Origin of the sequence: Nocardia otitidiscaviarum NBRC 14405 (genome assembly GCF_000308635.1) — a bacterium.
GTDB lineage: Bacteria > Actinomycetota > Actinomycetes > Mycobacteriales > Mycobacteriaceae > Nocardia > Nocardia otitidiscaviarum.
This window is the reverse complement of the sequence record NZ_BAGD01000081.1, coordinates 171,795-195,817: the sequence shown is the minus strand read 5'-3', so window position 1 is coordinate 195,817 and position 24,023 is coordinate 171,795. Positions and strand designations below refer to the sequence as shown.

General features: G+C 68.8%; 23 protein-coding genes, 1 tRNA gene and 1 pseudogene. 14 read left to right on the top strand and 11 right to left on the bottom strand.

Going from position 1 to position 24,023, the window contains the following annotated elements:
• Positions 1–13: 13 nt before the first annotated feature.
• From ON31_RS17505 to ON31_RS17485, 5 genes are all read right to left on the bottom strand, one after another.
• Positions 14–853: a M56 family metallopeptidase gene (locus ON31_RS17505; protein ID WP_081592544.1), complete on the bottom strand. Its 840-nt coding sequence runs from the start codon at positions 851–853 to the stop codon at positions 14–16.
• Between the two features lie 238 nt (positions 854–1,091).
• A complete protein-coding gene (locus tag ON31_RS17500) occupies positions 1,092–3,317 on the bottom strand; it encodes a thiamine pyrophosphate-dependent enzyme (protein ID WP_081592523.1) in 2,226 nt (741 codons plus the stop codon).
• Between the two features lie 130 nt (positions 3,318–3,447).
• Entirely contained in the window at positions 3,448–4,002 is a 555-nt protein-coding gene (locus tag ON31_RS17495) for a 3'-5' exonuclease (RefSeq protein ID WP_039814933.1), read from the bottom strand.
• 55 nt (positions 4,003–4,057) lie between these two features.
• The gene (locus ON31_RS17490; RefSeq protein ID WP_039814930.1) at positions 4,058–4,843 is read right to left on the bottom strand and encodes an META domain-containing protein; all 786 of its coding nucleotides are present in this window, start codon (positions 4,841–4,843) and stop codon (positions 4,058–4,060) included.
• A gap of 19 nt (positions 4,844–4,862) precedes the next feature.
• Complete coding sequence (locus ON31_RS17485; RefSeq protein WP_255222148.1) at positions 4,863–5,924, bottom strand: lipase family protein; 1,062 nt, start codon at positions 5,922–5,924, stop codon at positions 4,863–4,865.
• Between the two features lie 196 nt (positions 5,925–6,120).
• Here ON31_RS17485 and ON31_RS17480 point away from each other — a divergent pair, with 196 nt between their 5' ends.
• The 11 genes and pseudogenes from ON31_RS17480 (at position 6,121) to ON31_RS17440 (ending at position 15,066) form a co-directional block, all read left to right on the top strand.
• Complete coding sequence (locus ON31_RS17480) at positions 6,121–6,753, top strand: TetR/AcrR family transcriptional regulator (RefSeq protein ID WP_051037399.1); 633 nt, start codon at positions 6,121–6,123, stop codon at positions 6,751–6,753.
• Between the two features lie 182 nt (positions 6,754–6,935).
• Positions 6,936–9,077, top strand: coding sequence for an MMPL family transporter (locus tag ON31_RS17475; RefSeq protein ID WP_081592543.1), 2,142 nt, complete (start codon positions 6,936–6,938; stop codon positions 9,075–9,077).
• A gap of 73 nt (positions 9,078–9,150) precedes the next feature.
• Positions 9,151–9,420, top strand: a complete 270-nt coding sequence (locus ON31_RS17470; protein WP_029924528.1) for a metal-sensitive transcriptional regulator — start codon at positions 9,151–9,153, stop codon at positions 9,418–9,420.
• 56 nt (positions 9,421–9,476) lie between these two features.
• Entirely contained in the window at positions 9,477–11,084 is a 1,608-nt protein-coding gene (locus ON31_RS17465) for an MFS transporter (protein WP_039814926.1), read from the top strand.
• Positions 11,085–11,204: 120 nt separating this feature from the next.
• Positions 11,205–11,393: a YegP family protein gene (locus tag ON31_RS17460; RefSeq protein WP_039815130.1), complete on the top strand. Its 189-nt coding sequence runs from the start codon at positions 11,205–11,207 to the stop codon at positions 11,391–11,393.
• Between the two features lie 712 nt (positions 11,394–12,105).
• Positions 12,106–12,726: a hypothetical protein gene (locus ON31_RS17455; protein ID WP_039814924.1), complete on the top strand. Its 621-nt coding sequence runs from the start codon at positions 12,106–12,108 to the stop codon at positions 12,724–12,726.
• 165 nt (positions 12,727–12,891) lie between these two features.
• Positions 12,892–13,387 (top strand): annotated as a pseudogene (locus ON31_RS38575) (Rpn family recombination-promoting nuclease/putative transposase).
• Positions 13,332–13,712, top strand: a complete 381-nt coding sequence (locus tag ON31_RS34735) for a hypothetical protein (protein ID WP_051037398.1) — start codon at positions 13,332–13,334, stop codon at positions 13,710–13,712. The pseudogene ON31_RS38575 and the gene ON31_RS34735 overlap by 56 nt, the downstream one beginning before the upstream one ends.
• 144 nt (positions 13,713–13,856) lie before the next feature.
• A tRNA-OTHER gene (locus tag ON31_RS36755) sits at positions 13,857–13,942 on the top strand.
• A gap of 54 nt (positions 13,943–13,996) precedes the next feature.
• On the top strand, positions 13,997–14,230 hold the full coding sequence (gene secG / locus ON31_RS17445) for a preprotein translocase subunit SecG (protein ID WP_039814922.1): 234 nt from the start codon (positions 13,997–13,999) through the stop codon (positions 14,228–14,230).
• A gap of 149 nt (positions 14,231–14,379) precedes the next feature.
• A complete protein-coding gene (locus ON31_RS17440; RefSeq protein ID WP_039814920.1) occupies positions 14,380–15,066 on the top strand; it encodes a DUF1361 domain-containing protein in 687 nt (228 codons plus the stop codon).
• A 21-nt stretch (positions 15,067–15,087) separates the two neighbouring features.
• Here ON31_RS17440 and fadD8 read toward each other — a convergent pair whose 3' ends face one another.
• From fadD8 to ON31_RS17425, 3 genes are read right to left on the bottom strand one after another with little or no spacing between them, the layout of a single operon-like run.
• Positions 15,088–16,695, bottom strand: a complete 1,608-nt coding sequence (gene fadD8, locus ON31_RS17435) for a fatty-acid--CoA ligase FadD8 (protein WP_051037397.1) — start codon at positions 16,693–16,695, stop codon at positions 15,088–15,090.
• A 23-nt stretch (positions 16,696–16,718) separates the two neighbouring features.
• A complete protein-coding gene (locus ON31_RS17430; protein WP_039814919.1) occupies positions 16,719–17,912 on the bottom strand; it encodes a thiolase C-terminal domain-containing protein in 1,194 nt (397 codons plus the stop codon).
• Between the two features lie 48 nt (positions 17,913–17,960).
• On the bottom strand, positions 17,961–18,809 hold the full coding sequence (locus tag ON31_RS17425) for an SDR family NAD(P)-dependent oxidoreductase (protein ID WP_039814918.1): 849 nt from the start codon (positions 18,807–18,809) through the stop codon (positions 17,961–17,963).
• Positions 18,810–18,905: 96 nt separating this feature from the next.
• Here ON31_RS17425 and ON31_RS17420 point away from each other — a divergent pair, with 96 nt between their 5' ends.
• Together ON31_RS17420 and ON31_RS17415 are read left to right on the top strand one after the other, a co-directional pair.
• Complete coding sequence (locus tag ON31_RS17420) at positions 18,906–19,850, top strand: alpha/beta fold hydrolase (protein ID WP_051037425.1); 945 nt, start codon at positions 18,906–18,908, stop codon at positions 19,848–19,850.
• 128 nt (positions 19,851–19,978) lie between these two features.
• Positions 19,979–20,647 carry a YoaK family protein gene (locus ON31_RS17415; protein ID WP_051037396.1) on the top strand — a complete coding sequence of 223 codons (669 nt, stop codon included), beginning with the start codon at positions 19,979–19,981 and terminating at the stop codon, positions 20,645–20,647.
• Between the two features lie 58 nt (positions 20,648–20,705).
• Here ON31_RS17415 and ON31_RS17410 read toward each other — a convergent pair whose 3' ends face one another.
• The 3 genes from ON31_RS17410 to ON31_RS17400 all read right to left on the bottom strand — a co-directional run bounded on the left by ON31_RS17410 (position 20,706) and on the right by ON31_RS17400 (position 22,879).
• On the bottom strand, positions 20,706–21,440 hold the full coding sequence (locus tag ON31_RS17410) for a PRC and DUF2382 domain-containing protein (protein WP_039814917.1): 735 nt from the start codon (positions 21,438–21,440) through the stop codon (positions 20,706–20,708).
• 96 nt (positions 21,441–21,536) lie between these two features.
• Complete coding sequence (locus ON31_RS17405; RefSeq protein WP_051037395.1) at positions 21,537–22,349, bottom strand: DUF72 domain-containing protein; 813 nt, start codon at positions 22,347–22,349, stop codon at positions 21,537–21,539.
• Between the two features lie 68 nt (positions 22,350–22,417).
• On the bottom strand, positions 22,418–22,879 hold the full coding sequence (locus tag ON31_RS17400; protein WP_255222145.1) for a MarR family winged helix-turn-helix transcriptional regulator: 462 nt from the start codon (positions 22,877–22,879) through the stop codon (positions 22,418–22,420).
• 121 nt (positions 22,880–23,000) lie between these two features.
• Here ON31_RS17400 and ON31_RS17395 point away from each other — a divergent pair, with 121 nt between their 5' ends.
• The gene (locus ON31_RS17395) at positions 23,001–24,005 is read left to right on the top strand and encodes an SMP-30/gluconolactonase/LRE family protein (protein WP_051037394.1); all 1,005 of its coding nucleotides are present in this window, start codon (positions 23,001–23,003) and stop codon (positions 24,003–24,005) included.
• The last annotated feature ends 18 nt before the right edge of the window (positions 24,006–24,023 follow it).

Genomic DNA, 24,023 nt, shown 5'->3' with positions numbered 1-24,023 from the left:
ACGGTGGGCGCGGTCACCGTATTCCGCTCAGTCGCCGAATCCGGCGGTCGAGCCCGGTGTCGGCGGCTCCCGCGGCACCCTCCGGACCGTCCTCGGTCTCGGCGAGGGCGAGCAGTGCGCGCAGCACGGTGCCGCGCCCGTGACTGCGGACCGCCGCGTCGTCGGCGATCAGTTCGAGCAGTCGAGCCACCTCACGCGCACCCGTCGTGAACAGGCCGATGCGGGGCAGTGCCGTCGCCAGTCCGCGCGTCACCGCGAGCAGCAGGTGGTGGTGTCCGTCCAGATGGGCCCGCTCGTGCGCCAGCACCGCCTCGACCTGGCGGTCGTCCAGCGCGCTGAGTGCGCCGCGGGTCACCACCACCGTATGCGGCTTGCCCGCCACGCAGTACGCCGCGGGCTCGTCCACATCCAGGACCACCGCGTCGAGTTCACGGCTGTGCCGGCCCGCGATCCGTGCCATGCGCGCGTGGGTGAAGGTGGTGCGCCGCGCCTCCCACAGCGACCGGCCCAGTCGGACCGTCAGGACCGTACCCGCCAGCACCGTGAGCGCCGCGAGGGTGAACGCGCCGACTCGTACCGCATCGCCGTAGCCGCCGACGGCGGCATCGTGCAGCTGGCTGACGCAGGCGTCCATCATCGGCTGGTTCAGCGGGAACAGGCGGTGGTGGAGGAAATCCACGATCAGGGCGATCACGGCGGCGGCCCAGGACAGCGCCGTGAGCCCGATGGCGACGAGCCACACCATCAGGGCCACGCGCGGTGACGCCGCCGTGCGGGTGATCCGGAGCAGTAGCGGCGGGGCCAGGACGGCGATGACGAAGCCGAACACGATCGAACAGACCGCGGCGCTCACCCACACCTCCCATCCACCGTCTCGAGTGTACGTGCGCTCGCGGAGTACGTGGTTGCGCGTTCCGCCGCGATCTGTTTACTATCTACGTACGTACTACGTAGATAGTGCACTGCGAAGTACGTAGAACTTGTGCCGCCCCCTCATCGGCACAGGGGACGCCGTCCGGCAAGCGGCGTCGACGATCGGCGGGCGTGGGCCACCCCCTCATCGGCCCACTCCCGCCGATTCGGGATGACTGCTATCGGCCCAGCAGCGCGGTGGCCGCCTCCTCGATTCGAATCTCGTCCAGCAGAACGAGATTCGCGGCGGGGCCGAGCGGTATGAAACTGTCCGCACTGGTGACGCGGGCGATGGGTCCGTCGAAGCCGCCGTCGAGCAGGGCCGCGTACACCGCCTCGGAAATGCCGCCGCTGCGCCGGGTTTCGTCGGCGATGAGCACCCGCCCGCTGGCGCGGGCATGGTCGAGCAGATCGTCCACGGGCAGCGGTGCGAGCCAGCGCAGATCCACGACCCGGGCATGGATACCGCGCTCGGACAGGCGGCGCGCCACGCGCAGGCTCATGGGCACGCCATTGGCGAAACTGACGATGGTGAGATGCGTTCCGGTGCCGTGCGCCCGCGCCCGCCCGATCTCCGCGTGCCGCGGATTCGTGATCGGGGCCGCCCAGCCGCCGTCGCCGTCCCGGTAGAGGTCGCGGGTGTGGTAGAGCGCGATGGGTTCCAGGAAGACGCAGACGCGGCCGTCCACCCGCGCGGCCGAGACGCAGGTGCGCAGCATGGCGGCCGCGTCGTCGGCGCGCGATGGCGACGCGATGACGACGCCGGGGATATCGCGCAGTGCCGCAATGGAATTGTCATTGTGGAAATGTCCGCCGAAGCCCTTCTGATAGGCGTATCCGGCAATGCGGACCACGAGCGGATTGCGGTAGCGGCCCGCGGAGAAGAACGACAGCGTCGCCGCCTCGCCGCGCAGCTGGTCGGCGGCATTGTGGACGTAGGCGAGGTACTGGATCTCCGGGATCGGCACGAATCCGGCCAGGCCCGCGCCGAGCGCGGTGCCGAGTACGGACTGCTCGTCGAGCAGCGTGTCGAAAACCCGACGCGCGCCGAAGGACTGCTGCAAACCCTTGGTCACGCCGTACACACCGCCCTTGCGGCCCACGTCCTCGCCGAATACCAGGATGTCCGGATCGCGGGCCAGCAGATCGGCGAGCGTACGATTCACCGCCTGCGCCAAGGTCATCGGGTGCCCGCCGTCGGCCGCGGCCGACGGCGCAGGCCGCGAGACCGGGCGCGCGACCCCGGTGCGCGGGCGGGCTCCGGGGGTCGACGGGGCGGCCGTACGCAGCGCGTCGGTGCGGACCACGGTGGGGCGGGTGGGAGCCAGCGGCTCCATGACCATCTCCGCGGTCAGCAGTTTCGGTTCGTGCCGGACCTTGTCGGCGGTCTCGGCCACCCGTGCGCCGATCTCGTCGTAGCGGCGCATCACCTCGCTCGCCGTGGCCACGCCCGCGGCCACCAGCAGTCGCCCGGTCGCCGTCACGGGGTCGCGTCGCAGCTCGGCCGCCAGTTCGGCGGGCCGCCGATAGGCCGTCTCCACATCCGATCCGGCGTGCCCGAGCAGCCGCACCGTGCGCAGGTGCAGGAAGGCGGGCCGCCGCCGCTCCCGCACCCAGTCCACGGCCGCGGTCGCGGTGTCCAGGGCCTGCGGCAGATCCGAACCGTCGGCGGCGAAATACCGCAGCCCGGGCCGGGATCCGTAGGCGTGCTCGATCCAGCGGCCGGGGGTGGGGACGCTGATGCCGATGCCGTTGTCCTCGCACAGGAACAGGATGGGCATGGCGATGCCCTGCTGGGCGGTGTGCACGGCGGCATTGACGGCACCCGTCGCCGTGGAGTGATTGGCCGAGGCGTCGCCGAAGCTGCACAGCACCACCGCATCCGCCGGCCACTCGCACGCCACCCCCAGCTTGGCCGCCCGCTCGAGGGCGAAGGCCAACCCCACCGCGCGCGGCAGCTGGGAGGCGATGGTCGAGGTCTGCGGGATCACCGCGGCGGCCTTGCTGCCGAAAACCTTGTGCCGCCCACCGGAAATCGGATCGGCCGCCGCGGCCACGACACCGAGCAGCACATCGCGGACGGGATCGGTCCCCGCCACCTGTCCGGCCCGGTGCACGAAGAAGGCCCCCGATCGGTAGTGCAGCAGCGCCGGATCGTCGACCCGTGTCGCCGCCGCCAGCACCACATTGCCCTCGTGCCCGGCGGACCCGATGCTGTAGTACCCGTTGCCGTCCCGGCCGAGTCGGCGCGCCGCCAGGTCCAGGTGGCGACTGGTCGCCTGGGCGTCGAACAGCTCCAGACACCGTGCGCCGCTGAGGGTTCCGGTCGGCGTCAGCGGTTCGTCGCGGGCTCGGGTCGCCCCCGGCGTCGTCGCGGTGAGCTCCGCGCGAAACCACTGGTCCAACTCCGCTTCCCGCTCGCCGATGACCCGCCCGCCTCTCTCTTCGGTCCTGCGGTATGTGTCCCGTTCTGCGGTGTTTCAGATTAGTGGTGTGCCGCGTTCCCCGGGGAGAATCACGGTACGCGCCCGCGAGTCACGCGGGCCAGGAATCGCGCCGCATCATGTCGATCACGAGTGCGGCGATATTCCAGGCGTCGTCGCCACCACGATGATGGGTGCCCTCCAGGGCGATCCCCGCCAGCCGCAGCGCACCCGCCATTCCGTAGCGCCGCGAGGTGTCCCGGGACGCGGAGAAGGCGAGCTTGGCATTGGTGTGCCGAGCGCCGAACGGGTACGGCACCCCGGTGGCCCCGCACTGCCGCTGGAACTGCACGCGGTCGTAGTCGCCCCAACTGGCCCACGGCCGCGCATCGGTGTGGAACCGCTCCCGCAGCAGCGCGCACGCCTCGGCGAAGGGGATGCCCGTCGCCACCTGTTCCGGTGTGAGAGTGGTGAGCCGGGTGCAGAATTCGCTCACCGTGGAGCGCTCCGGCCGCACCAGGATACTGTGCTTCGCCACCTGCTCCCGGGTCTCGGTGTCGAGGACGCACAGGCCGATCTCGATGATCTCGCTCGGCTGGCCGGGCGGAGTGTCCCCCTCCCAACAGGTGGCCTCGACGTCCACCACATTGAGGAATCGTTCGTTCATGGCGGCGGACGCTACCGGCGGTTCCCGATGGGCGACACCGATTTTCGTCCGCGTGCTACTCGGCGCGCAGCTTCAATCCGCTGCCGTCGGCCTGGTTGCGCAGCGTGAGCGTGTCGGCCTCGACGGTGGCGGTCACCGTGCCGTTCAGCGCGCTGAGCACCTGCTGCTCCAGCTCCATGACCTGCGGATCGCACAGCTTCTTGGTGGTGCCGATCTGGAAGGTGACATCGGTGCCGGAGATCTCGGCGGTGCCGATCATCCCATTGCACCCGGCGCTGCCCGAGACCGCGCCGTCGGCGGCGATGAGCAGTGTCGGCCGCACTTCGTCGATGGTCTGCGAACGGATCTCCGCCTCGGGTGTCAGCACGGCGGTCACCACCCAGGTGGTGCCGGTGAGCGGCTTGTCCGGATGCGCGACCTCGCGATCCAGCAGGGTGACGGTACTGCCGTTGCCGCTGACGACCAGCGTGTCGCCGTCCAGCTTCCAGGTCGGCTCGGACTTCAGCAGGCCCTCCTGCCAGGCGTCGGCCTGCGCCCGGTCGTCCGGGCAGCCCATGAGCGTGGTGGCGAGTTGACCGGCGTTGAGCACGCCGCCGTCGAGATTCACCGGGCCGGTAGCGGTATTGCAGCCCGCGTTGGCCGTCACCCGGCCTTCCCGGAAACTGAGCGTCAAGGGCCCGCCGCCCGGGATCGGCAGGCCCTCGACCTCGGTGGAGACGAAGTCGCGGCCCATCGGAGTGGCTGCCGGGGTGGCGCCGTCGTCGCCGCCGGAGGAACATCCGGCGACGGCGATCGCGGCGGCCGCGACGAGGAGCCCGCCCCATAGTCGAGTAGCTGGCATGGGGCCGATCGTACGGAGATCAGACGGGCATGCCCAGTGCCGACGCGAGTGTCTGCCCGATCGCATCGGCGAAGGCGGCGAGCGCGCCGGGGTCCAGCAGCTGGGTGACGACATCGCGGTTCGAGCATCCGGCCGCAGCCGGGATGCCGTTGAGCCGGTCGTTGAGCCACAGCGCCGCGCTGGCGGTCCCGCTCACCGCGGCGATGCCGTGCTCGCTGAGCAGGTCGCGGGTGTAGAACACCTGGGCGTCGGGATCGGTGCAGTAGGTGTCGTAGAGGCGGTTGACCGCATTGATCGGCATCACCTCGTCCAGTGGCGCTTCGTAGATGTGCAGCGGCGCGGTCGGCGTGCCGCGTCGCCCGAGCTGGAGGTCGTCGATTACCGGCCGCACTTCCGGTGCGAGCAGGGGATCACCCGGATAGTCGAACAGCCCCTTGATGTTCACGAACGGGAATCCCGCGAACTGAAGCGCCACGCACTGGCCCTCGTGGACCACCCGCACGGCCTTGCCGAGCGGATTCATGTACCGGTCGATGAACTCGTTCAGCGCCGGATACTCGCGGGCGACGCCGAACAGCCCGCCCAGCACCGCGCCGCCGAAGACCGAGGTGCCGTTGTTGTATTCGATGGCCGCGTGAATATCGGCCATGAGTCCGCCCGTCGAGGAGCCCACCAGGTTGATCTCCGGGGCGTACTCGGGCTGCAGTTCGGCGGCGTGGGCGGTGGGTATGGCGCCGCCGGAGTAGCCCCACATGGCGACCCGGGTGTCGGTGCCGGACAGTCCGGCGGGTTCGAAGCGCTCGGCGGCGCGAATACCGTCCAGGGTGATGCGCCCGCCCAGTGGACCGGCGGCGTAGGCGGCGTTGGGCCCCTGGTGGTCGGGCACCACCACGGCGTGCCCGAGTTGCAGCATGGCCTGCACCTCGATGAACTCCGCCCCGATCACGGGATTGAGCGGATTGGGCAGCGACCCCATCTGGAGGGTGTAGGACGGCGCGCAGTTGATGGACAGGGAATCCTCCGCCTTGTCGTCGCCACCGGGAACACCGCCACGGTCAGTCCCGCCGCCACCGCCATGCACGCCTGGGCCACCGCCCGTGTCCGCGCTGTCATATCGCTGCCTCCACACCCCGCGCCCTGGGGCGCGCGCCTCTACCAAAATAGAGAGCGATTGCTATCTAAGTGGCGCAAACTGTATGGGACAGTTCAAGCGGGTGTCAACGGTCACGTGTGGCCCGGGTCGGCCGACCCGATCGGGAAGGCGGGATGATCGGACCGTGAGCGAAGTCCCCCCTCCGCGCCGGACCCAGGAGCAGCGCCGTGCCGCCACGGTGGCCAAACTCGTCGATGCCACCATCGCCGCCATCGGTGAAGTGGGCTATCAGCGCGCCACCGTGCAGGAGATCTGCGGCCGCGCCGGACTGTCGGCCGGGGCCATGTTCCGGCAGTTCGACACCCGCCTCGATCTCATCGTGCGCACCGCCGACGAGGTGTTCGGTCGGCAGCTCGCGGGCTTTCGGGTGGTCATGGATCATCTGAGCGCGCAGGAGAACGCGATCGACGTGGCGCTGCGATTTCTGCGGCAGGCGCAGCAGTCGAATCCCGCCCATGCCCTGCGCGAGATCTACCTGGCCGCACGGTCGGATGCCGAACTGCGCGAACGTATTTCACCCATCGCGGACAACTACTATCGCGCAATCGTGGCGGAACTGAACCGGGCGCGATTGCTCGACGACTTCCCGGCCGAGGTGCGCGAGCCGCTGTTCTTCATGATGTTGCACATGTTCTCCGGTGAAGCGGTGGTGCGCGGCGTCTACTCGCGCCCCGATCTCGATGCCGCCGTTCTCACCCTGGTGGAGGACATGTTGGCGGCCTATGCCGCTCGGGCGGCGGCCGCGCCGGAGGGTTGATCGGCGTCGCGGCGATGTGAGTCGGGCCGCTTCGGGCGTCCGCGCTGACGCCGCGTATGGCCATCTCTATACCCCCTGGGGTATTCTCGCTCGGGTAAATACCCCAGGGGGTATAGAAGGAGTGAGAGTATGCCGAATCGCGACGGTCGCACCGCCACGGAGGTGCTCAGGTGACGGACACGATGATCACGACCGGATCGGAGGAGGCCGGAACGCGCGCGGGCGGGCCGCTGGCGCGGCTCGGCGCGGCCATGGCCGGGCACACCCGCTGGGTGTTCGGCGCGTGGTTGGTGGTGCTGATCGCGCTGGGCGCCGCCGCGCCGAGCGTGTTCACCTCCCTCGCCGGCGCGGGCTGGCAGGCGAACGGATCGGAGTCGGTGCGAGTCCGCGAGCTGGCGCAGCAGCACTTCGGCGGCAATTCCTCGGCGGCCGTGCAGGTGGTGGTGCACTCCGACACCGAGACCGTCGACAGCCCCGCCGTACAGCGGGTGATCGGTGCGGTCACCGCACAGCTGGCCGGGGACGACCGGTTCGGCGCGGTGATCGCACCGCGGCCGGGCATGACGATCAGTCCCGACAACCACACCGGAATCCTGATCGCGGGCGCCGATGCCTCGACCGATGACATGGTGCGCGCCGTGGACGAGCACAAGCAGGCGCTGACCGCGCTCTCCGGTGACGGCATCGAGGTCTACCCGACCGGGGCCTCAGCCCTCTGGAGCGACTTCAACAAGGCCAATCACGACGCCATGATCAAGGCCGAATTGTTCTCCTGGCCGGTCACTCTGGCGATCATGGTGCTGGCCTTCGGATCACTGGTGGCGGCCGGGCTGCCGCTGCTGCTGACGGTCGCCGGGCTGGTGGCGTCCGCAGGCGGGCTGGTGCTGTTGAACCAGGTCACGCCGATCTCGGTGTGGGCCATGAACTTCGCCATGATGTTCGCCCTGGCGCTGGGCATCGACTACGCGCTGTTCATCGTCGCGCGTTTCCGCGACGCACTGGCCAAGGCCGGCGACACGCGCGCCGCGGTGGCCGAGACCATGGACACCGCGGGCAAGGCCGTCGTGCTGTCCGGGCTCACCGTGCTGGTGAGTCTGTCGGCGGTGCTGTTGGTTCCCGCACCGGCGGTGCGCACCATGGCGGTCGGCATCATGCTGGCGGTGGTCTTCGTGCTCGCGGCGACCCTGACGCTGCTGCCCGCCGCACTGGGTGCGCTCGGCAGCCGGATCAATGCCGGCGCGCTGCCGTACGCCACGCGGCAGCGGCATCGGTCACCGCGGTTCGCGCGGTGGGGCGAGCTGCTGCACGCGCATCCCGTGCCCTTCGCGGTCGCCGGTCTGGCGGTGCTGATCGGATTGTCGATTCCGGTGCTCGGGCTGCGGGTCGCGATGCCCTCGATCCAGGTCGTCCCGGCCGACGCGCCGGTGCGGCAGGGGTATGAACTCGTGCAACGGCAGTTGGGCGCCGGTGCGCCGGGGGCTTTGCAGATCGTCGTCCCCGCCGAGGCGGCCGCCGAGACCGCGCGCCTGGCCACCGAGACCGAAGGCATCGCCATGGTCACGCCCGCACAGGCGGCCGGGGACGGATCGGGTCTGGCGATGCTGCAGGCGCTGCCCGACGTCGACCCCTCCGACGCACGGCTGGGGGAGACCCTGGAACGGCTGCGCGACCGGCTGCCGGAAGCGGCGCTGGTGGGTGGCGCGCCCGCGGAGAATCTGGATCTGCAGCAGGCCCTCGATGACTATCTGCCGATCATCGTCGGCGTGATCCTCGTGCTCGGTTTCGTCCTGTTGCTGGTCGCCCTGCAGGCCCCGCTCATCGCGGCGCTGGGCACGCTGGTCAGTCTGCTGTCGACCGCGGCGGCGTTCGGGGTCGCGAAGCTGATCTTCCAGGACGGTCACGGTGCGAGTCTGCTCGGCTTCACCCCGCAGGGCTTCCTGGACGGGTGGGGTCCGGTGTTCTTCTTCGCCATGATCTTCGCGATCGCCATGGACTACACCGTGTTCCTGCTCGCCACCGCCAAGGAGCACTACGAGCGGTCCGGAGACGCCAGGGTCGCGCAGGTGGACGGCCTGGCCCACTCCGGGCGGGTGATTCTCGCCGCCGCGGCGGTCATGGTGGCGGTGTTCTTCACCTTCGCGCTGGCCGAGCCGCTGCCACCGAAGGAGATGGGCATCATTCTCGGTGTCGCGGTGCTGCTCGACGCCGTCGTGGTGCGCCTGGTGCTGCTGCCGGTCACGCTGCGGCTGACCGGGCACGGCGCGTGGTGGTCGCCGCGCTGGCTGCGCGCGGTGCTGTCCACCATCACTTTCGCCCACCACTGAGGGTGGGCGGCAGCCCGTCCCGCGATACCCCGCCGGGTATCGTGGGACGGGGTTCGATCGAGGAGGAGACATCATGGTCGGCGACGAGAACAGCATCGCACCGGTGCTCAACCGGTTGCGTCGCGCGCACGGACAGCTGGCGGGGGTGATCTCGATGATCGAACAGGGGCGCGACTGCAAGGAGGTCGTCACCCAGCTCGCGGCGGTGTCCCGCGCCCTGGACCGGGCCGGGTTCAAGATCGTCGCCACCGGGTTGCGCGAGTGTCTGACCGAGGAGCGGGCCGAGGGTTCCGATCCGATGACCGTGGACGAGCTGGAGAAGTTGTTCCTGGCGCTGGCCTGATTCCCGGACAGCGTGGCGTTCGCACCGACCGGTAGGTGGGAAATACGCTCGTGCCAGTGAGCGAGGTTGTTGCGAAACGCGGTGATTCGGCCTGGGCGCCGCTGGCGTCCAAGGTCTTCCGGGCGCTCTGGATCGCCCAGTTGGTCTCCAATCTGGGCACCTGGATGCAGACCGTCGGCGCGCAGTGGGTGCTGGTCGACAATCCGAATGCCGCCACCCTGGTGTCACTGGTACAGACGGCCACCACGCTGCCGGTCATGCTGTTGGCCGTCCCCTCGGGGGTATTGGCCGATCTGGTGGACCGGCGGCGGCTGCTCATCGCCGCGCAGTCGACCATGGCCGGATTCGCGGCCCTGCTGGCCGTGCTCACCGCGACCGGGCACACCACGCCCGCGGTGCTGCTGCTCCTGCTGTTCGTGCTCGGCTGCGGACAGGCGCTCACCGGTCCGGCCTGGCAGGCCATCCAACCGGATCTGGTGCCGCGCAATCAGATTCCGGCCGCGGCGGCCCTGGGCAGCATGGGCATGAATATCGGTCGCGCGGTCGGCCCGGCACTGGCTGGAGCGCTGGTGGCGGTGTCCGGGCCGAGTTGGGTCTTCGCCCTCAACGCCCTGTCGTTCACCGGGATTCTGGTGGTGCTGGTGCGCTGGCGGCGACCGACGGCCGACCGGGATCTGCCGACCGAGCGGCCGATCGCCGCCCTGCAGGCCGGGCTGCGCTACATCCAGGCGTCGCCCGCCGTGCGCCGGGTGCTGGTGCGCTGCCTGCTCTTCGTCGGTCCCGGCAGCGCGCTGTGGGCGCTGCTGCCGGTGGTCGCGCACGACCGGTTGGGACTGTCCTCCTCCGGTTACGGACTGCTGCTCGGCGCGCTCGGCCTGGGTGCGATCATCGGCGCCACTCAGCTCGCGCGGCTGCGAAAGTCCATGCGGCCCACCGGATTGCTGGCCGTGGGCGCGATCGCCTTCGGCCTCGCCACTCTCGCCGCCGCCCAACTGCGCAACGAGGTCGTCGTCCTCGTGCTGCTGGTGCTCGGTGGGTTCGGCTGGATCACCGCCATGTCCACCCTGAACGCCACCATGCAGTTGCTGCTGCCGGGGTGGGTGCGGGCGCGCGGCCTGTCGGTCTATCTGTTGGTGTTCATGGGTGGCCAAGCTCTCGGCTCGCTGCTGTGGGGCCTGGTCGCGGGCTGGTTCGGGATGGAGTCCGCCCTACTCGCGGCCGCCGCGCTGCTCGCACTGTGCGCCGTGAGTACCCGCTGGCTGCCGGTCAAGGTGGCCTCGGTGGACACCACGCCGTCCGCCCATTGGCCCGAACCGACATTGGTCTTCGAACCCGCACCCACCGACGGCCCCGTGCTGGTCCTGGAAACGTACAAGGTCCCCGAGGAACTCGCCCCCGACTTCGTCCGGGCCATGTCGCGGGTGGGTCGCTCCCGGCAGCGCACCGGCGCGATGGAATGGCGGCTCTTCCGCGATGTGGGCTCCACCGATCGCTACATCGAGGCGTTCGTGGTCCGCTCCTGGGCCGAGCATATGCTCCAGCACCAACTCCGCCTGACCGCCCAGGATCAGGCCGCCGAGGCCCGCGTCGCCCAGTTCACCATCGGCGAGAGTCATACCTTGCACCTGGTCGCGGTGCCGCCGCGGATCCCACCGCGGACGTGAGGAATCGCCGCCATGGGTCACGAGACCGACTCGGTGGTGTCGCTCCGGGTTTACCCAGCGGTGAGTGGGCATACCTCCACCATTCCGGCGATTATCCAGCGACCGAGAATCGAGGCAGTCATGTCAGGGAAGTTCGAGATCTTCTGTGACACCTCCGGCAAGTTCCGGTGGCGGCTCGAGGCGGGTAACGGCGAGATCGTCGCCCAGAGTCAGGCGTACACGAGCAAGGATGCCGCGAAGAAGGGCATCGCGTCGGTGCAGAGCACGGCGGCGGCGGCCCCGGTGGTCGACCTGGCCGCGGCATCCTGACGCGGTGCGACACAACCGATCGGATTGCTAACAGCGGCCCGGCATTCCCGACAAACCTATCGAGGCCCCGGTCACTCCCTTCGCGCCGGGGCCTCGCACATGCTCCACCAGGGGTGATGTCCACGGCCGATGTTTCGGCGAATCTTCCACGCGCGCGGGCGGACAGGCGCATACTGATGCGAGAAGCCCCGACGTGACCCCCTGTACGTCGGGGCTTCGCGATGCTCGGACCAGGCTCGGCGGGTGGAACATTCGCCGCCGTCGTCGGCTGCCGATCTCGTGTGCCGAGTGGTGACCGCCCGGCGGAACTCGCACACGTCCACACCGAGTGACCGACGAACAGAGTCGGAATGTCGCGCAATTCTCGGCGCGGCACACCACCGCCGAATGTGTGATCTCCAACCGATCTCGCGGCCGCTGTTCACAATTCGCCGTCCACAGGACCGACCATCGGTCGCATGTCGCACAGTCGCGGTTCACCTGCCGTCTGTCCGCCCTTTACGCAGGTACGCAACGGTCGGCACCGGCCGTGCGATCCGGTTCGACCGGTCGGTCGGGGGTACCCCATCCGTCGGGACACGCGACCGGTCGGTTGGGAATAGCGGCTATCCTCAGCAACTTGATCTACACGATAAGGACGTGCAGAAGGGGGCATGTAGTGAAACGAACCGTGGGTACGGCAATCGCCGCGACCGCTGTTCTACTGTTCAACGTGGGATCGACGGGAGGGGCGAACGCCGCGACCGACGAGTTCGATCGTACCGAACTGGGTGCGAACTGGATCACCGCCGGCGGCGGCACGCTGCATATCGTCGAGGGACGGCTCTCGGCCGATGGGACACCCAGCGAACCGGTATCGTTGGCGTTCCACGCGGTGCCGGCCGCTGGCGAGACGCAAGAGGTCCAGGCCACCATTCGCTGGAACGGCCGCAACCCCGAACATTCCGCGATGTCGATCGCCTTGCGCGCGGACCCCGCCACCCAGCACGCGGGCGTGCACTTCTGGTTCACCGCCACCTCGATGGGCCTCTCGCTGCTGAGCTGGGACGGAACGACGTTCACCCCCGCCGCGGGCACCGACAAATACATCCCGGTGTGGTTCAAGTGGCCCGACGGGACCACGGTCCGCCTGCGCGCCGAGGGCGACTCCTACGCGGCATACCTGGGCGATTCCCCGCACCCGGTATTGTCCGGAACCTTCACCGAAGAGCAGGTCCCGCACACCAACCGCTACGGCGGCGTGCACGGCCAGGACGATTCCGAGGCCCCCGGCGGCGGCGAACCCCCAGCCGTCCTGGACGACTTCCGCTTCTTCACCCCGGTAAACGACTGATCACCTTCGCCGCCGATCCCGGCCGTCGCGACACGGTCGGGATCGCAGCGCGCAACCACCAGCGGAACCGCAAGAAATCGGTGTGTCGCAATCTGCCTGGGAGCAGCTTGCCCGTCCGTGACCGACTCACCGTCGAACCCACATGACGCCTACTTCCGGCACGTGATGTCGCGCCCCGCCGACGTCGCCGGTGAGCTACGGGCGATGCTGCCGGAATCAGTGGTGGCCCGGTTGGATTGGGACGCGCTGGTGCTGCAGCCGTGCAGCTTCGTCTCTCAGCGGTTGCGTTCGCGCTACAGCGACCTACTGTTCGGCACTCGGCTGGACGGTGGGCGACCACTCGCAGGCCAGGACGCTGCCGGTGGTGATCCCGTTGGTCGTGCACGCCAGCCCGGACGGCCGTCGCTGGGAGGTTCCGACGGAGCTGTCGGAGGTGATCGACATCGATCCGGCCACCCGTGACGCGCTCGGTGCGTGCCTGCCACGGTTCCGGTTTCTGCTCGACGACCTCACCGCGCAGTCGGTGCCGGCTTTGTGTGCGCGGGAGTTGACGCCCGCGGCACGGGTTCTCTTGGTGTTGTTGAAGCTCGCTGGGAACGGACCTGTTGCCGCTGGTTGCGGATCTGAACGCGCTGGTGGCCGCGCCCGGTGGTGTCGATGACCTGGAGTGTGTGGTGACGTACATTCTTACTGTCGGCAATACCAGTGATTCCGATCTGGGGCCGGTGGTCGACCGGCTCGGTCCCGAGGTCAAGGAGGTCATCGTGACGGCTGCGGAACAGCTTCGCGCGGAGGGTGAAGCCCGGGGTGAAGCCCGCGGGGAGGCGCGGGGGCGTGCCGAGTTGCTGCTCGAGCAGCTTACGTTCAAGTTCGGGCCGCTGGCGGCGGAGGTCGAGGTGGCGGTGCGGGGTGCGGAGGCGGCTCGGTTGCGGGTGTGGGCGGCGCGAGTGCTGACCGCCGACCGCATCGACGCGGTATTCGAGTAATCCTTTGACCGGTGTGATGCCTACCCCGCGGTTCGCTGCGGCGGGATGGCTCTGCCTAGAGGATCCCCGGGGTGGGAAAGTCGGTTGTTGCCGCGCGGCCTTTTCTGCGAACGTGGTTGTACCGCAAGTTTCGATCGTGCGCAGGGAAAGCTCCGGCCTGTGGAGACCAGCCGGTATTGAAAACCGGAGGCGGGCATCGCGTCCCGGGGGTTCGAGTCCTCTGCCTTCCGCACGGACCGGGGGCGGTTGGAACGTACCGGTGACATGCGCATATACTCCGTGAAATGCGCATGTTCCTGGACATCCTGCTGATCGTCACCAGCGTGCTGCTGGTGCTGCTGGTGCTGCTGCACCGGGCCAAGGGTGGAGGTCTGTCCAGCCTGTTCGGTGGCGGCGTGCAGTCCAGCCTTTCCGGGTCGACCGTGGTCGAGAAGAACCTGGATCGCATCACCATCTTCACGGGGATCGTCTGGTTGATCGCCATTCTCGGGATCGGCCTGGAGATCAAGTTCTCGTAAGCTGACGGGCTTCGAATCACCCGGGTGCCGCCACGGCGGCACCCGGGTGATTCGCGCTGGGCGGACCGGTTCGTGGCGATCGTGTGTAGACACTGTGGGGTCTGTGAGAGCGGCGGCCGATCGGGCCGATCCGTGGGCAAGATGAGCGCATGGATATTGTCGATGCGGTCGGGCCCAGCCTGACGGGGGTGCTGCACCGAAACCTGTTCTGGATGGGGTGGAACACGGTATTGGCTTGGGTCCCGGTGGTTTTGGCGCTGCTGGTGTTCCGGATGGCGAAACCGCGGGAGCGGCGTTTGCTGGTGTCGCCGGTGTGGTGGGCGGGAGCGGTGCTGTTGCTGCTGTTCCTGCCGAACGCGCCGTACGTGGTGACCGATCTGGTGCATCTGCGCGATGACATCCGGTGGGCGGGGGACGGGCCGGTCGTGACCACCGTACTGCCGGTGTACGCGGCCTTCATCGCCTCCGGGTTCGTGGCCTACTACCTGGTGCTCGGTGAGATGAACCGCTTCCTGGAGCGGTCCGGCCTCGGGGCCTGGCGGACCCCGCTGACGCTGCTGACGCATCTGCTGTGCGCGATCGGCGTCTTTCTGGGGCGCTGGGTGCGGCTCAATTCGTGGGAGCCGGTGGTGCAGCCGCGCGACACGTTCGAACGCACGCTGCTGGCACTCGGCTGGGAATGGGCACCGCTCCTCATTTCCGCCGTCTTCGTGGCAACGGCGTTGGGGCACTTCGTGACTCGCGCTGTGGTCGAGGCGGCGACCGACAGTGTGCGCAGAGGAGCGCTGTTGCTGCGCACACTGGGGGCCGCGCGCCCGACCACCGGCCGGGCCTAGAACGTCAGACGGCCGGGCCGATCACGAGATACCCAGTCGCTCCTGGGCGATCACCCGTACCGCCTTCTTGTCGGGCTTGCCGAGCCCGGTCAGCGGCAGTTTGTCGATGACCACGACATTCTTCGGCACCTGCACCGAACCCTTGCGCTGTTTCACGGTGGCCTGGATCTCGGCGGTCACCGTGTCCACCGCGGCGGTGTCGGCGGCCGTGGCGGCGTCGAGCACCACGACCGCGGTCACCGCCTCGCCCCACTGCGGATCCGGCACGCCGACCACCGCGACATCGAGTACGGCGGGATGTTCGGACACCACGTCCTCGACCTCGCGCGGGAACACATTGAACCCTCCGGTCACGACCATGTCCTTGCTGCGGCCGACGATGTGCAGGAAGCCGTCCTCGTCCTCGCGGGCGAGGTCGCCGGTGTGCAGCCAGCCGTTCTTGAACGTCTCGGCCGTCACCTCGGGCAGGTTCAGGTATCCGGCCGCCAGTAGCGGCCCGGATACGCAGATCTCGCCCACCTCACCCTGCGGTACGACCTCGCCCTTGTCGTCGATGAGTGCGACGCGCAGTGCGACCGAGGGCCGTCCGCAGGAGCTCAGCCGCGCTTTGTCGTGCTCGTCCTTGGCCAGGTAGCTGATGGCCATGGGCGCCTCGGACTGCCCGAAGTACTGCGCGAAGATCGGTCCGAACCGTTCGATGGCCTGGGTCAGCCGGTTCGGGTCGATGGCGGATGCCCCGTAGTAGACGGTTTCCAGCGACGAGAGATCCCGTGTCTTGACATCCGGGTGGTCGAGCAGCGCGTAGATCATGGACGGCACCAGCATGGTGGCGCTGATCCGGTGTTCCTCGATGGCCTTCAGCACCTCACCGGCGTCGAAGCGCGGCAGTACGATGCATTCGCCGCCCAGCAGTACCACCGGCACGAAGAAGGCCGCGCCAGCATGGGAGAGCGGCGTGCAGATGAGGAACTTCGGACGCTTCGGCCACTCCCATTCCGACAGCTGGATCTGCGTCATGGTGGCCATGGTGAGCGCGGTCCCGACCACGCCCTTGGGTTTGCCGGTGGTGCCGCCGGTGTAGCTCACCGAGATGACATCGTCGGGCCGCAGTTCGGTGGCCTCGATCGGTTCGGGTTCGAACTTCTCCACCTCGGCGAGGAAGTCCACACCGACGTCGGCCAATTCGTCCGGTACGGGGCCGAGGACGAGCACCTTGGTCAGGTTCGGTACCCGGTCGACCAGTGCGCGGGCGCGCTGCACGAAGGCGGGCACCGGATCGAGGATCAGGGTGGTGATACCGGCGTCGGCGAGGACGTACGCGTGATCGTCGAGTCCGCCGATGGGGTGCAGTGCGGTCCGCCGCTGCCCGCGGACCTGCCCGGCCGCGATGGTGAACAGCACCTCGGGACGGTTGAGCGCGAGAATGCCGACCGGCGTTCCGGTGCTCACGCCATTGGCCTCGAACGCGGCCACGTACCGGCTGATGGCGTCCAGTACGTCCGCGCCGGTGAGTACGGTATCGCCTAGTGTCACAACGGGATTGCGCTTGTGGCGGCGCAGTCCGGCGAGCAGGCTGTGGCCGTTGTGCACCGGCATCCGCAGGCGGGTGTCGGGATCGATGGCAGTCATGGGTAATTCAACTCCCGTTCCGGTCAGGCGCTGGGCGCGGCGTAGAGGGTGACGACGGTGGCACCGCCGAGTCCGAGGTTGTGGGCGAGGGCGATCCGGGCATCGGGTACCTGCCGCTCACCGGCGAGACCCCGCAGCTGCCAGGACAATTCGGTGGCCTGCGCCAGTCCGGTGGCGCCCAGCGGGTGGCCCTTGGAGATGAGGCCGCCGGAGGGGTTCACCACCCAGGTGCCGCCGTAGGTGGTGGCCCCGGATTCGGCCAGCGCACCGGATTCGCCTTCGCCACAGAGTCCGAGGGCTTCGTAGGTGATGAGTTCGTTGATGGAGAAGCAGTCGTGCAGTTCGATCACGTCGACATCGCCGATGCCGATTCCGGCGGAGTCGAACACCCGCTGTGCGGCGCGACGGGTCATACCCGAGCCCACCACATCGATCATCGATCCGGAGGCGAAAGCGGCGGAATCGTCGGTGGCCAGCTCCTGGGCGAGGATCTCCACGGCCTGCGCCTCGAGCCCGTGCTCCCGCACGAACTCCTCGCTCACCACCACCGCGGCCGCCGCCCCGTCGGACATGGGGGAGCACTGCGAGCGGGTGAGCGGTCCGTGCACCGGCTTGTCGGTCAGCACCTCGTCGAGGGTGTACGCGTTCTGGAACTGCGCCAGCGGATTCCGGGTCGAATGTTCGTGGTTCTTCACCGCCACCCGCGCCAGCTGCTCGGGCGTGGTGCCGTACCGCTTCATGTGCTCGATGGCGGCATTGCCGAAGAACTGCGTGGTGATGGGCGCGTTCCCGAAGTCGAACTGCCCGCGTATGACGGTCAGGTGGTGGTCGACGGTGGTCGCCTTGGGCTTGCTGGCCGGTCCGGCCATGGCCTCCTTGGTCATCTGCTCGAACCCGACCGCCAGCGCCACGTCGGCGAGGCCGGCACCGACCCATTCCCGGGCCAGCATGAGCGCGGTGGAGCCGGTGGCGCAGTTGTTGTTGACGTTCACCATCGGAATGCCGGTGAGTCCGATGTCGTAGAGGGCGCGCTGCCCGGCCGCGGACGGCTGGAAGACGTAGCCGACGGCGGCGCGCTGGATCCGGTCGTAGCCGATGCCCGCGTCGCCGAGCGCCCCGCGTACCGCCTCCGCGACCATCTCCGGATAGGTCCATTCGCGGGAGCCGATCTTGACGAACGGCGTCATGGCGACACCCACGATGAATACGCGTCGCATACTTGGCACTCCTTCTGTCGGAAAACTGCTGCGAATTGGTGCGGTGCGCTAGTCGGCGCGCGGAATACGGCCGTCGATATCGGTGAATCCGTACTCGTCCGCGAGATCGGCCACCCGCCAGGCTTTTCCGGTCCGCTTGCGGCGTTCGGGATCGGCGGCCAGCGCGACCACGGCACGGCCCGGGAAGCGCGGCGACTCGGCGGCGTCGAGGTCGAAGGTGCCCTCACCGGGCAGCGTGACCATTCGGCGGCCGTGTTCGTCGGCCGGAACCATCTGCAGTAGTTCGGTATTCACGATGCCGGGCCAGATGGACACCGCCGTGACCTCGGTGTCGGCGAGATCGTGCGCGAAGTCGGCGGTCATCCGGTCCAGGGCGGTCTTGCCGACGCCGTAGACGGCATTGTGCATGTGCCGCTGCGCGCCGGGCGAGGACACGTTCACGATCAGTCCGCCCGCCTCGATGAGCAGGGGAGCAGCGAAAACGCTTGCCACGTAATGGGATCGCACCCCGATATCGAAGGTCTCGTCCCAGGCTTTCGGCGGCACGTCCCAGAACTTGCGTCCGAGCCAGCGCGCCGCCGACGGCGAGTTGTAGACGTTGTTCACCAGCACGTCGAGTCGCCCGTGGTCGGCGCGCACCTGGGCGAAGAGGCGTTCCACCGCCGCGTCGTCGTGGTGATCGCACACCACCGCCACTCCCGCGCCGCCGAGTTCGGTGATCTCGGCGGCGGTGGCGTGCACGGTTCCGGGCAGCTGTCCGGCCGTGGTGCTGCGGCCGGTGACATACACGGTGGCACCCGCCGCGCCCAGCTCCAGGGCGATGCCCTTGCCGATACCGCGACTCGCGCCGGTGACCACCGCGACCCGGCCGTCGAGAATCTTGGGTATTTCGCTCACAACCGCTGGACACTACCTTGAAATAAGAACGTGTTCTAGAAGTTGGAGGCGGTAGTGGACAACAGCCATCGCACGGTGCGGACCAGCGGCATCGATATGCATGTCACCGAGCGGGGGCAGGGGCACCCGGTGGTGTTCTGTCACGGGTTCCCGCACACCGGCTTCGTGTGGCACCACCAGGTCGAGGCGCTGGCCGCGGCGGGCTACCGGGCACTGGCCCCCGACCTGCGCGGATACGGCCGCACCGACGCTCCCGCCGATCCCGAGGCGTACACCAACGCGGTCGTCATCGGGGATCTGCTCGCCCTGCTCGACGACATCGGAGCCGAGCGGGCCGTCTTCGTCGGCCTGGATTTCGGGGCGCAGCTGGTGTGGGAGCTGGCGCTGCGCGCCCCCGAGCGGGTGGACGGCGTCATGGTGTTGAACAATCCGTTCGCCCCGCGCCCGCCCAAGCCGCCGTCGGCGTTCTGGACCAAGGCCGCGCAGCGGCACTTCCTGCACCTGTCGTACTTCCAGGAGCCGGGTGTGGCCGATGCCGAACTCGCCGCCCGCCCACGGGAATTCCTGGCCCGGGTGTACTACTCGCTCAGCGGCGCCTACCACTACCTCGATACCTGGAAGAATCCGCCCGGCCTCGGCTACCTGGACGTACTGCCGGATGCCCCCGCACTGCCGTGGTCCTGGCTCACCCAGGAGGAATTCGACACTCTCGCTGTCGATTTCGAGCGCACCGGATTCACCGGCGGGCTCAACTGGTACCGCAATCTGGACCGCAACTGGGAACTGACCGCCGACTTCGCCGACGCGACGGTGAGCGTGCCCGCCTATTTCCTCTACGGTGAGCACGATCCCGATATGGAGGGCTTCAGCGGCCGCGATCCGCTGGCCACCATGCGGGCCGCGGTCCCGGACCTGCGCGCGGTGGTGGAGGTGCCCGGCGCGGGTCACCTGGTGCAGCTGGAGAACCCCACCGCGGTGAACGACTTCCTGCTCACCAGCCTCGACAGCCTCGGAGTGAAACCCGCCGCGACATCGGCTTGACGGTCGGCTCACGGGGCCGATCCGCGTCCCGGTGCTGCGGTCACGGCGTCGCCGTCGATGCGCGGGGGTGACGCGGCTCGCTCTCGTCGCTGCCGGGCGGCTAGGCGCCACGCGGATACGGTGACCGCATGGCAATCGAACAGGGGAGCCGAATCGGCTTTCCGGGCGGCCCCACCGCGCTGGTGCTGCTCAGCGCCGGGGCCGGGGCCACGGACGCGCTGGTGTTCACCGAGCTGGGCAAGGTGTTCGCCAGCGTCCTGACCGGCAATCTGGTGCTGCTCGGCGTGGCCGCGGCACTGCCGTGGACGGATGTCGCGGGCCCGCTCACCGTGCTGGGCGGCTATGCGGTGGGAGTCGTGGTGGCGGCCCGCTGGTGTCGTGCGGAGCGCGGGCGCCGCGAGCGCCGTGTACTCGAATGTCTCGTCGCCGAAGCCGTTCTCGTCGGCGCGCTCGCCGCACTGGCCGTGGTCTGCGGCGACGGGTTCGGCCGGGCGCCGCTGCTGGTGCTGGCTTCGCTGGCCATGGGCATGCAGTCCGCGACGGTGATGGCGGCCGATCCGAATTCCCCCACCACCTATCTGACGAGCACCTTCACCCGCTTCTGTAGCGATCTCGCCGCGACCGGCAAGGCGGACCCGTGGTCACCGGCCCGCATCGCCGGACTGGTGGTCGGTGCGGGAGGCGCTGTGGCGCTGGGCAGGGCGACGGGCTGGTGGGCATTCCTGGTACCTGCGGCATTGATTGTCGCGGCACTGGTCTGCGTCGGACGCGGAGTCCGTGCCGCAGTGTCGACGTAGCCGGTGCCGCGCCCACCGACCCCTCGGTTCCGTGGCGGGATCGGCGGGCGCGGACTCCCTAGCGCTCGCGGTTCGGATCGTCCTCGACGCCTTCGGTTTCGAAGCGTTCCTTGCGGACGATGCCGGAGACGGTCCGGCTGTCCTCGACCTCGTCGACGGCCAAGCGGGCGCGCTCGACCGGGACGGCCTCCGTGTCGACGGTCAACCGGTCCTCGTGCAGGGTGACCTCGCGCTCCTCGTCGCCGATATCCGCGTGCTCCGCCGCGCGCGGATCGGTGATCGGCTCGCGTTCGATGCGGACCTCCTCGTGGGTGGTCGGCACCGTGACGGTCTGCTCCTCGGTCACCACGTACTTGCGCAACCTGGCGCGGCCCGTGGTGGTTCGCTCCCTGTCGATCTCGAGGCGTTCCTCGGAGCGGATCATCTCGTCGTCGGCTCGGCGGTCGTAGCCGGGTCCGCCGCCGGCGTCCCAGCCCGCACCGCGCGGGTCCAGGTGGTAGTGGGTGAACAGTTCGCGCTCGTCGTCGACGCTGATCTCGGGTTCGAGGTCGACGTGCGGGGCGGATTTCACCTCGTCCTTGGCGACCTGCACCTGGAGGGCGTCCGAGCCGGGCTCGTGCCGGGCCCCGGCCAGCGGCACCAGGGAGTCGTCATGGAAGAAGCCGGTGGAGACCGCAGCCCAGGTGGGCGCGCCCGAGGTGTTGTCGATGTAGATCTGCTTGACCTTGCCGATCTTGTCGCCACCGCGGTCGTACACGGAATTGCCGATGATCTCGTCGAGCAGTCCAGTCATGGTAGTGCTCCTCGAATTCTCGGAATCGAATGACCTTGGTTCAGCTATGTTTCGGCAACTACCCGGCTCGATCGAGGGCAAACATGATCTCGGATTTCACCACGGCGTGTTCCACTCCCTGGATACCTCGGGCGGGTCCACGGCCGGTGCCAGTGGCGCGGGCGTGCGCGTGACCGGCCAGCCCGCAGCGCGCGCGAATGCGGCGAAGCGAACGGCATTGTGGATCGCCGCACCGCCCGGATCGTTGTTGAAGTACACGTACACGTCTCGGTCGGTGCCCCAGGTATCGCCGATCCGCCGCACCCAGGCGGCCAGCACCTCGTCCGAATAGCGCGGCCACGGCTCGGCCGTACCCTCGTGGAAGCGGACGTACGCCCAGTCCGTGGTCCGCCACAGCGGCGTGACCGGCTCGTTCAGCCGATCGGCCCAGCACAGTGCCGCCCGATGCGCCGCCAGCACGGCGCGCACCTCATCGCTCCACCAACTCTCGTGGCGCGGCTCCACGACCACCCGCAGGGCGGTGGGAATCAGCCGCAGCACCGCATCCAGCCGATTCGGTGCCGCGGTCAGATTCGGCGGCAGTTGCAGCAGGATCGGACCCAGTTTGTCGCCCAGTCCGGATGCCGCCGCGAGTGACCGCTCCAGCGGAAGGTCGACATCGACCAGCCGCCGATAGTGGGTGACCACCCGGCTGGCCTTCACCGCCATGGTGAAGTCGGCCGGGGTGCGCTCCCGCCAGCCTTCGAAGGTCGATCGGGTCACCGGCCGATAGAACGCGGCATTCAATTCCACGGTGGCGAACGAGGCGGCATAGTGCTCGAGCCACCGCCGTTGCGCGACGCCCCTCGGGTAGAACACCGCACGCCAATCCGCGTACTGCCAGCCCGAGGTGCCGACGATCATCGTCATAACCGTGGTGGTTCCCGCGCATCGCGACGGCAATCACACGGTGGGGGCGCGGGTACGCCCGCCCTGGTTCACCGCTTCCCGGGTTGGGGTTCGGGACGAATCGTGTCGAGGCGGTCCGCGCAGCGGGTGAGCAGGTCCAGCAGGGTTTGCCGTTCGGCGGCGGTGAACTCCTCGGCCAGGGCGCGTTCGACGCGGACGGCGCGGGCGTCGGCATCGTGCATCACCTGCTCGCCCTGTTCGGTCAGACGGGTTTCCAAGACATTTCGATGCCAGGCGTGCGGGGTGCGCTCGATGAGCCCGCGGTCCTGGAGGTTGGTGAGGATCGTATTCATTGTCGGCGGGGTGACGCCGCACAGCCGGGCGAGGGCGGCGGCGGAGATGCCGGGATTCTCGGTGAGGAAGAGCAGGGCGGCGTACTGCGCGACTGTCACCCTGGCCGGTTTGAGGGCGGCGTTCTTGGCCGCGTTGAGAGCCTGCTCGGCGCGTTTGACATAGGAGCCGATCCGCTCGGCGGCAGGCATGGCGGTCATGCAGGCATGGTATCCGGTCGTCCCATGATTAGTGTCTTGACGATTATTAGACCTCTAATCTACATTCGTGACCACTCAATGATGAGTAGTCACTCATTCGTGCTGTCGAGAAGAGAAACCCATGCTCACCGCACCCCGCCGCATGCCGACGTTCATCGCGACCCTGGCGGCGGCACTCGTCCTCACCGCCTGCGGGCAGTCCGACGAACCGGCCGCGAGCTCGAACGATCCCGAGACGCGGGTCGCCACCGCCTACGCGCTGCCGGATGACCGCGCCTATCCCGAGGGCATCGCCCTCGACGCCCGCACCGGCGACACCTATGTCGGCTCCTACACCAATGGCGCGGTCTACCGGGCCGCCGCCGGTGCGACCGCGGCGGAGGTCTTCCTGCCCGCCGGAACCGACGGCCGGGCCACGGCCAACGGCATGAAGGTCGACGACCGCGGTCGGCTGTGGGTCACCGATTCCACCGCCGGGGTAGCCGTCTACGACATCGCCACCCGGGCGCTGGTCGCGCGCTTCGACGTGCCGGGCGATGCGCCGCGTTTCGTCAACGATCTCGACTTCGCGCCCGACGGCACCGCCTACCTGACCGACAGCATCCGCTCGGTCGTCTACCGCGTGACCCCCGAGCAAGTCGTCGCCGGCGGAAATGCCGAACTCGCACCGGTATTCGATCTCGCGCCGCATCTCGAACCACTCCCGGAGGATGCCTTCGGCATCAACGGCATCGTGGTCGATCCGACGGGCCGGTATCTGCTGATCGTCGATATGACCGGCGGGGATCTGTACCGCATCGCGACCGCGCCCGACGCGGCGGAGCCGGTGCGCAAGGTGGTCCTGAACGGTGGCGACGTGGCTCACGGTGACGGCCTGGACCTGGTGGATCACACGCTGCGGGTCGCCCACAACACCACCAACACGCTGAGCCGCTGGACCATGTCCGACGACTACGCCACCGCCACCCTCGCCGAGCAGTTCACCGACGAATCCCTCGCCATCCCGACGACTCTGGTGCGTGTGGGAGATCGAACGCTGGTCGTGGCCTCCCAGTTCGACAAGGGTGGGCCGATGGCTCCGGGGACGCCCACGACGCCTTTCCGGATTGTCGCTGTACGTATCTGACGGGATCGGGCCCCGCGC

Excerpts from the sequence above, each read along its gene's own strand:
- ON31_RS17495 (WP_039814933.1), bottom strand. The coding sequence starts at position 4,002 with ATGAACGAACGATTCCTCAATGTGGTGGACGTCGAGGCCACCTGTTGG.
- ON31_RS17490 (WP_039814930.1), bottom strand. The coding sequence starts at position 4,843 with ATGCCAGCTACTCGACTATGGGGCGGGCTCCTCGTCGCGGCCGCCGCG.
- ON31_RS17475 (WP_081592543.1), top strand. The coding sequence starts at position 6,936 with ATGATCACGACCGGATCGGAGGAGGCCGGAACGCGCGCGGGCGGGCCG.
- ON31_RS17470 (WP_029924528.1), top strand. The coding sequence starts at position 9,151 with ATGGTCGGCGACGAGAACAGCATCGCACCGGTGCTCAACCGGTTGCGT.
- ON31_RS17460 (WP_039815130.1), top strand. The coding sequence starts at position 11,205 with ATGTCAGGGAAGTTCGAGATCTTCTGTGACACCTCCGGCAAGTTCCGG.
- secG (WP_039814922.1), top strand. The coding sequence starts at position 13,997 with ATGCGCATGTTCCTGGACATCCTGCTGATCGTCACCAGCGTGCTGCTG.
- ON31_RS17440 (WP_039814920.1), top strand. The coding sequence starts at position 14,380 with ATGGATATTGTCGATGCGGTCGGGCCCAGCCTGACGGGGGTGCTGCAC.
- fadD8 (WP_051037397.1), bottom strand. The coding sequence starts at position 16,695 with ATGACTGCCATCGATCCCGACACCCGCCTGCGGATGCCGGTGCACAAC.
- ON31_RS17430 (WP_039814919.1), bottom strand. The coding sequence starts at position 17,912 with ATGCGACGCGTATTCATCGTGGGTGTCGCCATGACGCCGTTCGTCAAG.
- ON31_RS17420 (WP_051037425.1), top strand. The coding sequence starts at position 18,906 with ATGCATGTCACCGAGCGGGGGCAGGGGCACCCGGTGGTGTTCTGTCAC.
- ON31_RS17415 (WP_051037396.1), top strand. The coding sequence starts at position 19,979 with ATGGCAATCGAACAGGGGAGCCGAATCGGCTTTCCGGGCGGCCCCACC.
- ON31_RS17410 (WP_039814917.1), bottom strand. The coding sequence starts at position 21,440 with ATGACTGGACTGCTCGACGAGATCATCGGCAATTCCGTGTACGACCGC.
- ON31_RS17405 (WP_051037395.1), bottom strand. The coding sequence starts at position 22,349 with ATGACGATGATCGTCGGCACCTCGGGCTGGCAGTACGCGGATTGGCGT.
- ON31_RS17400 (WP_255222145.1), bottom strand. The coding sequence starts at position 22,879 with ATGACCGCCATGCCTGCCGCCGAGCGGATCGGCTCCTATGTCAAACGC.
- ON31_RS17395 (WP_051037394.1), top strand. The coding sequence starts at position 23,001 with ATGCTCACCGCACCCCGCCGCATGCCGACGTTCATCGCGACCCTGGCG.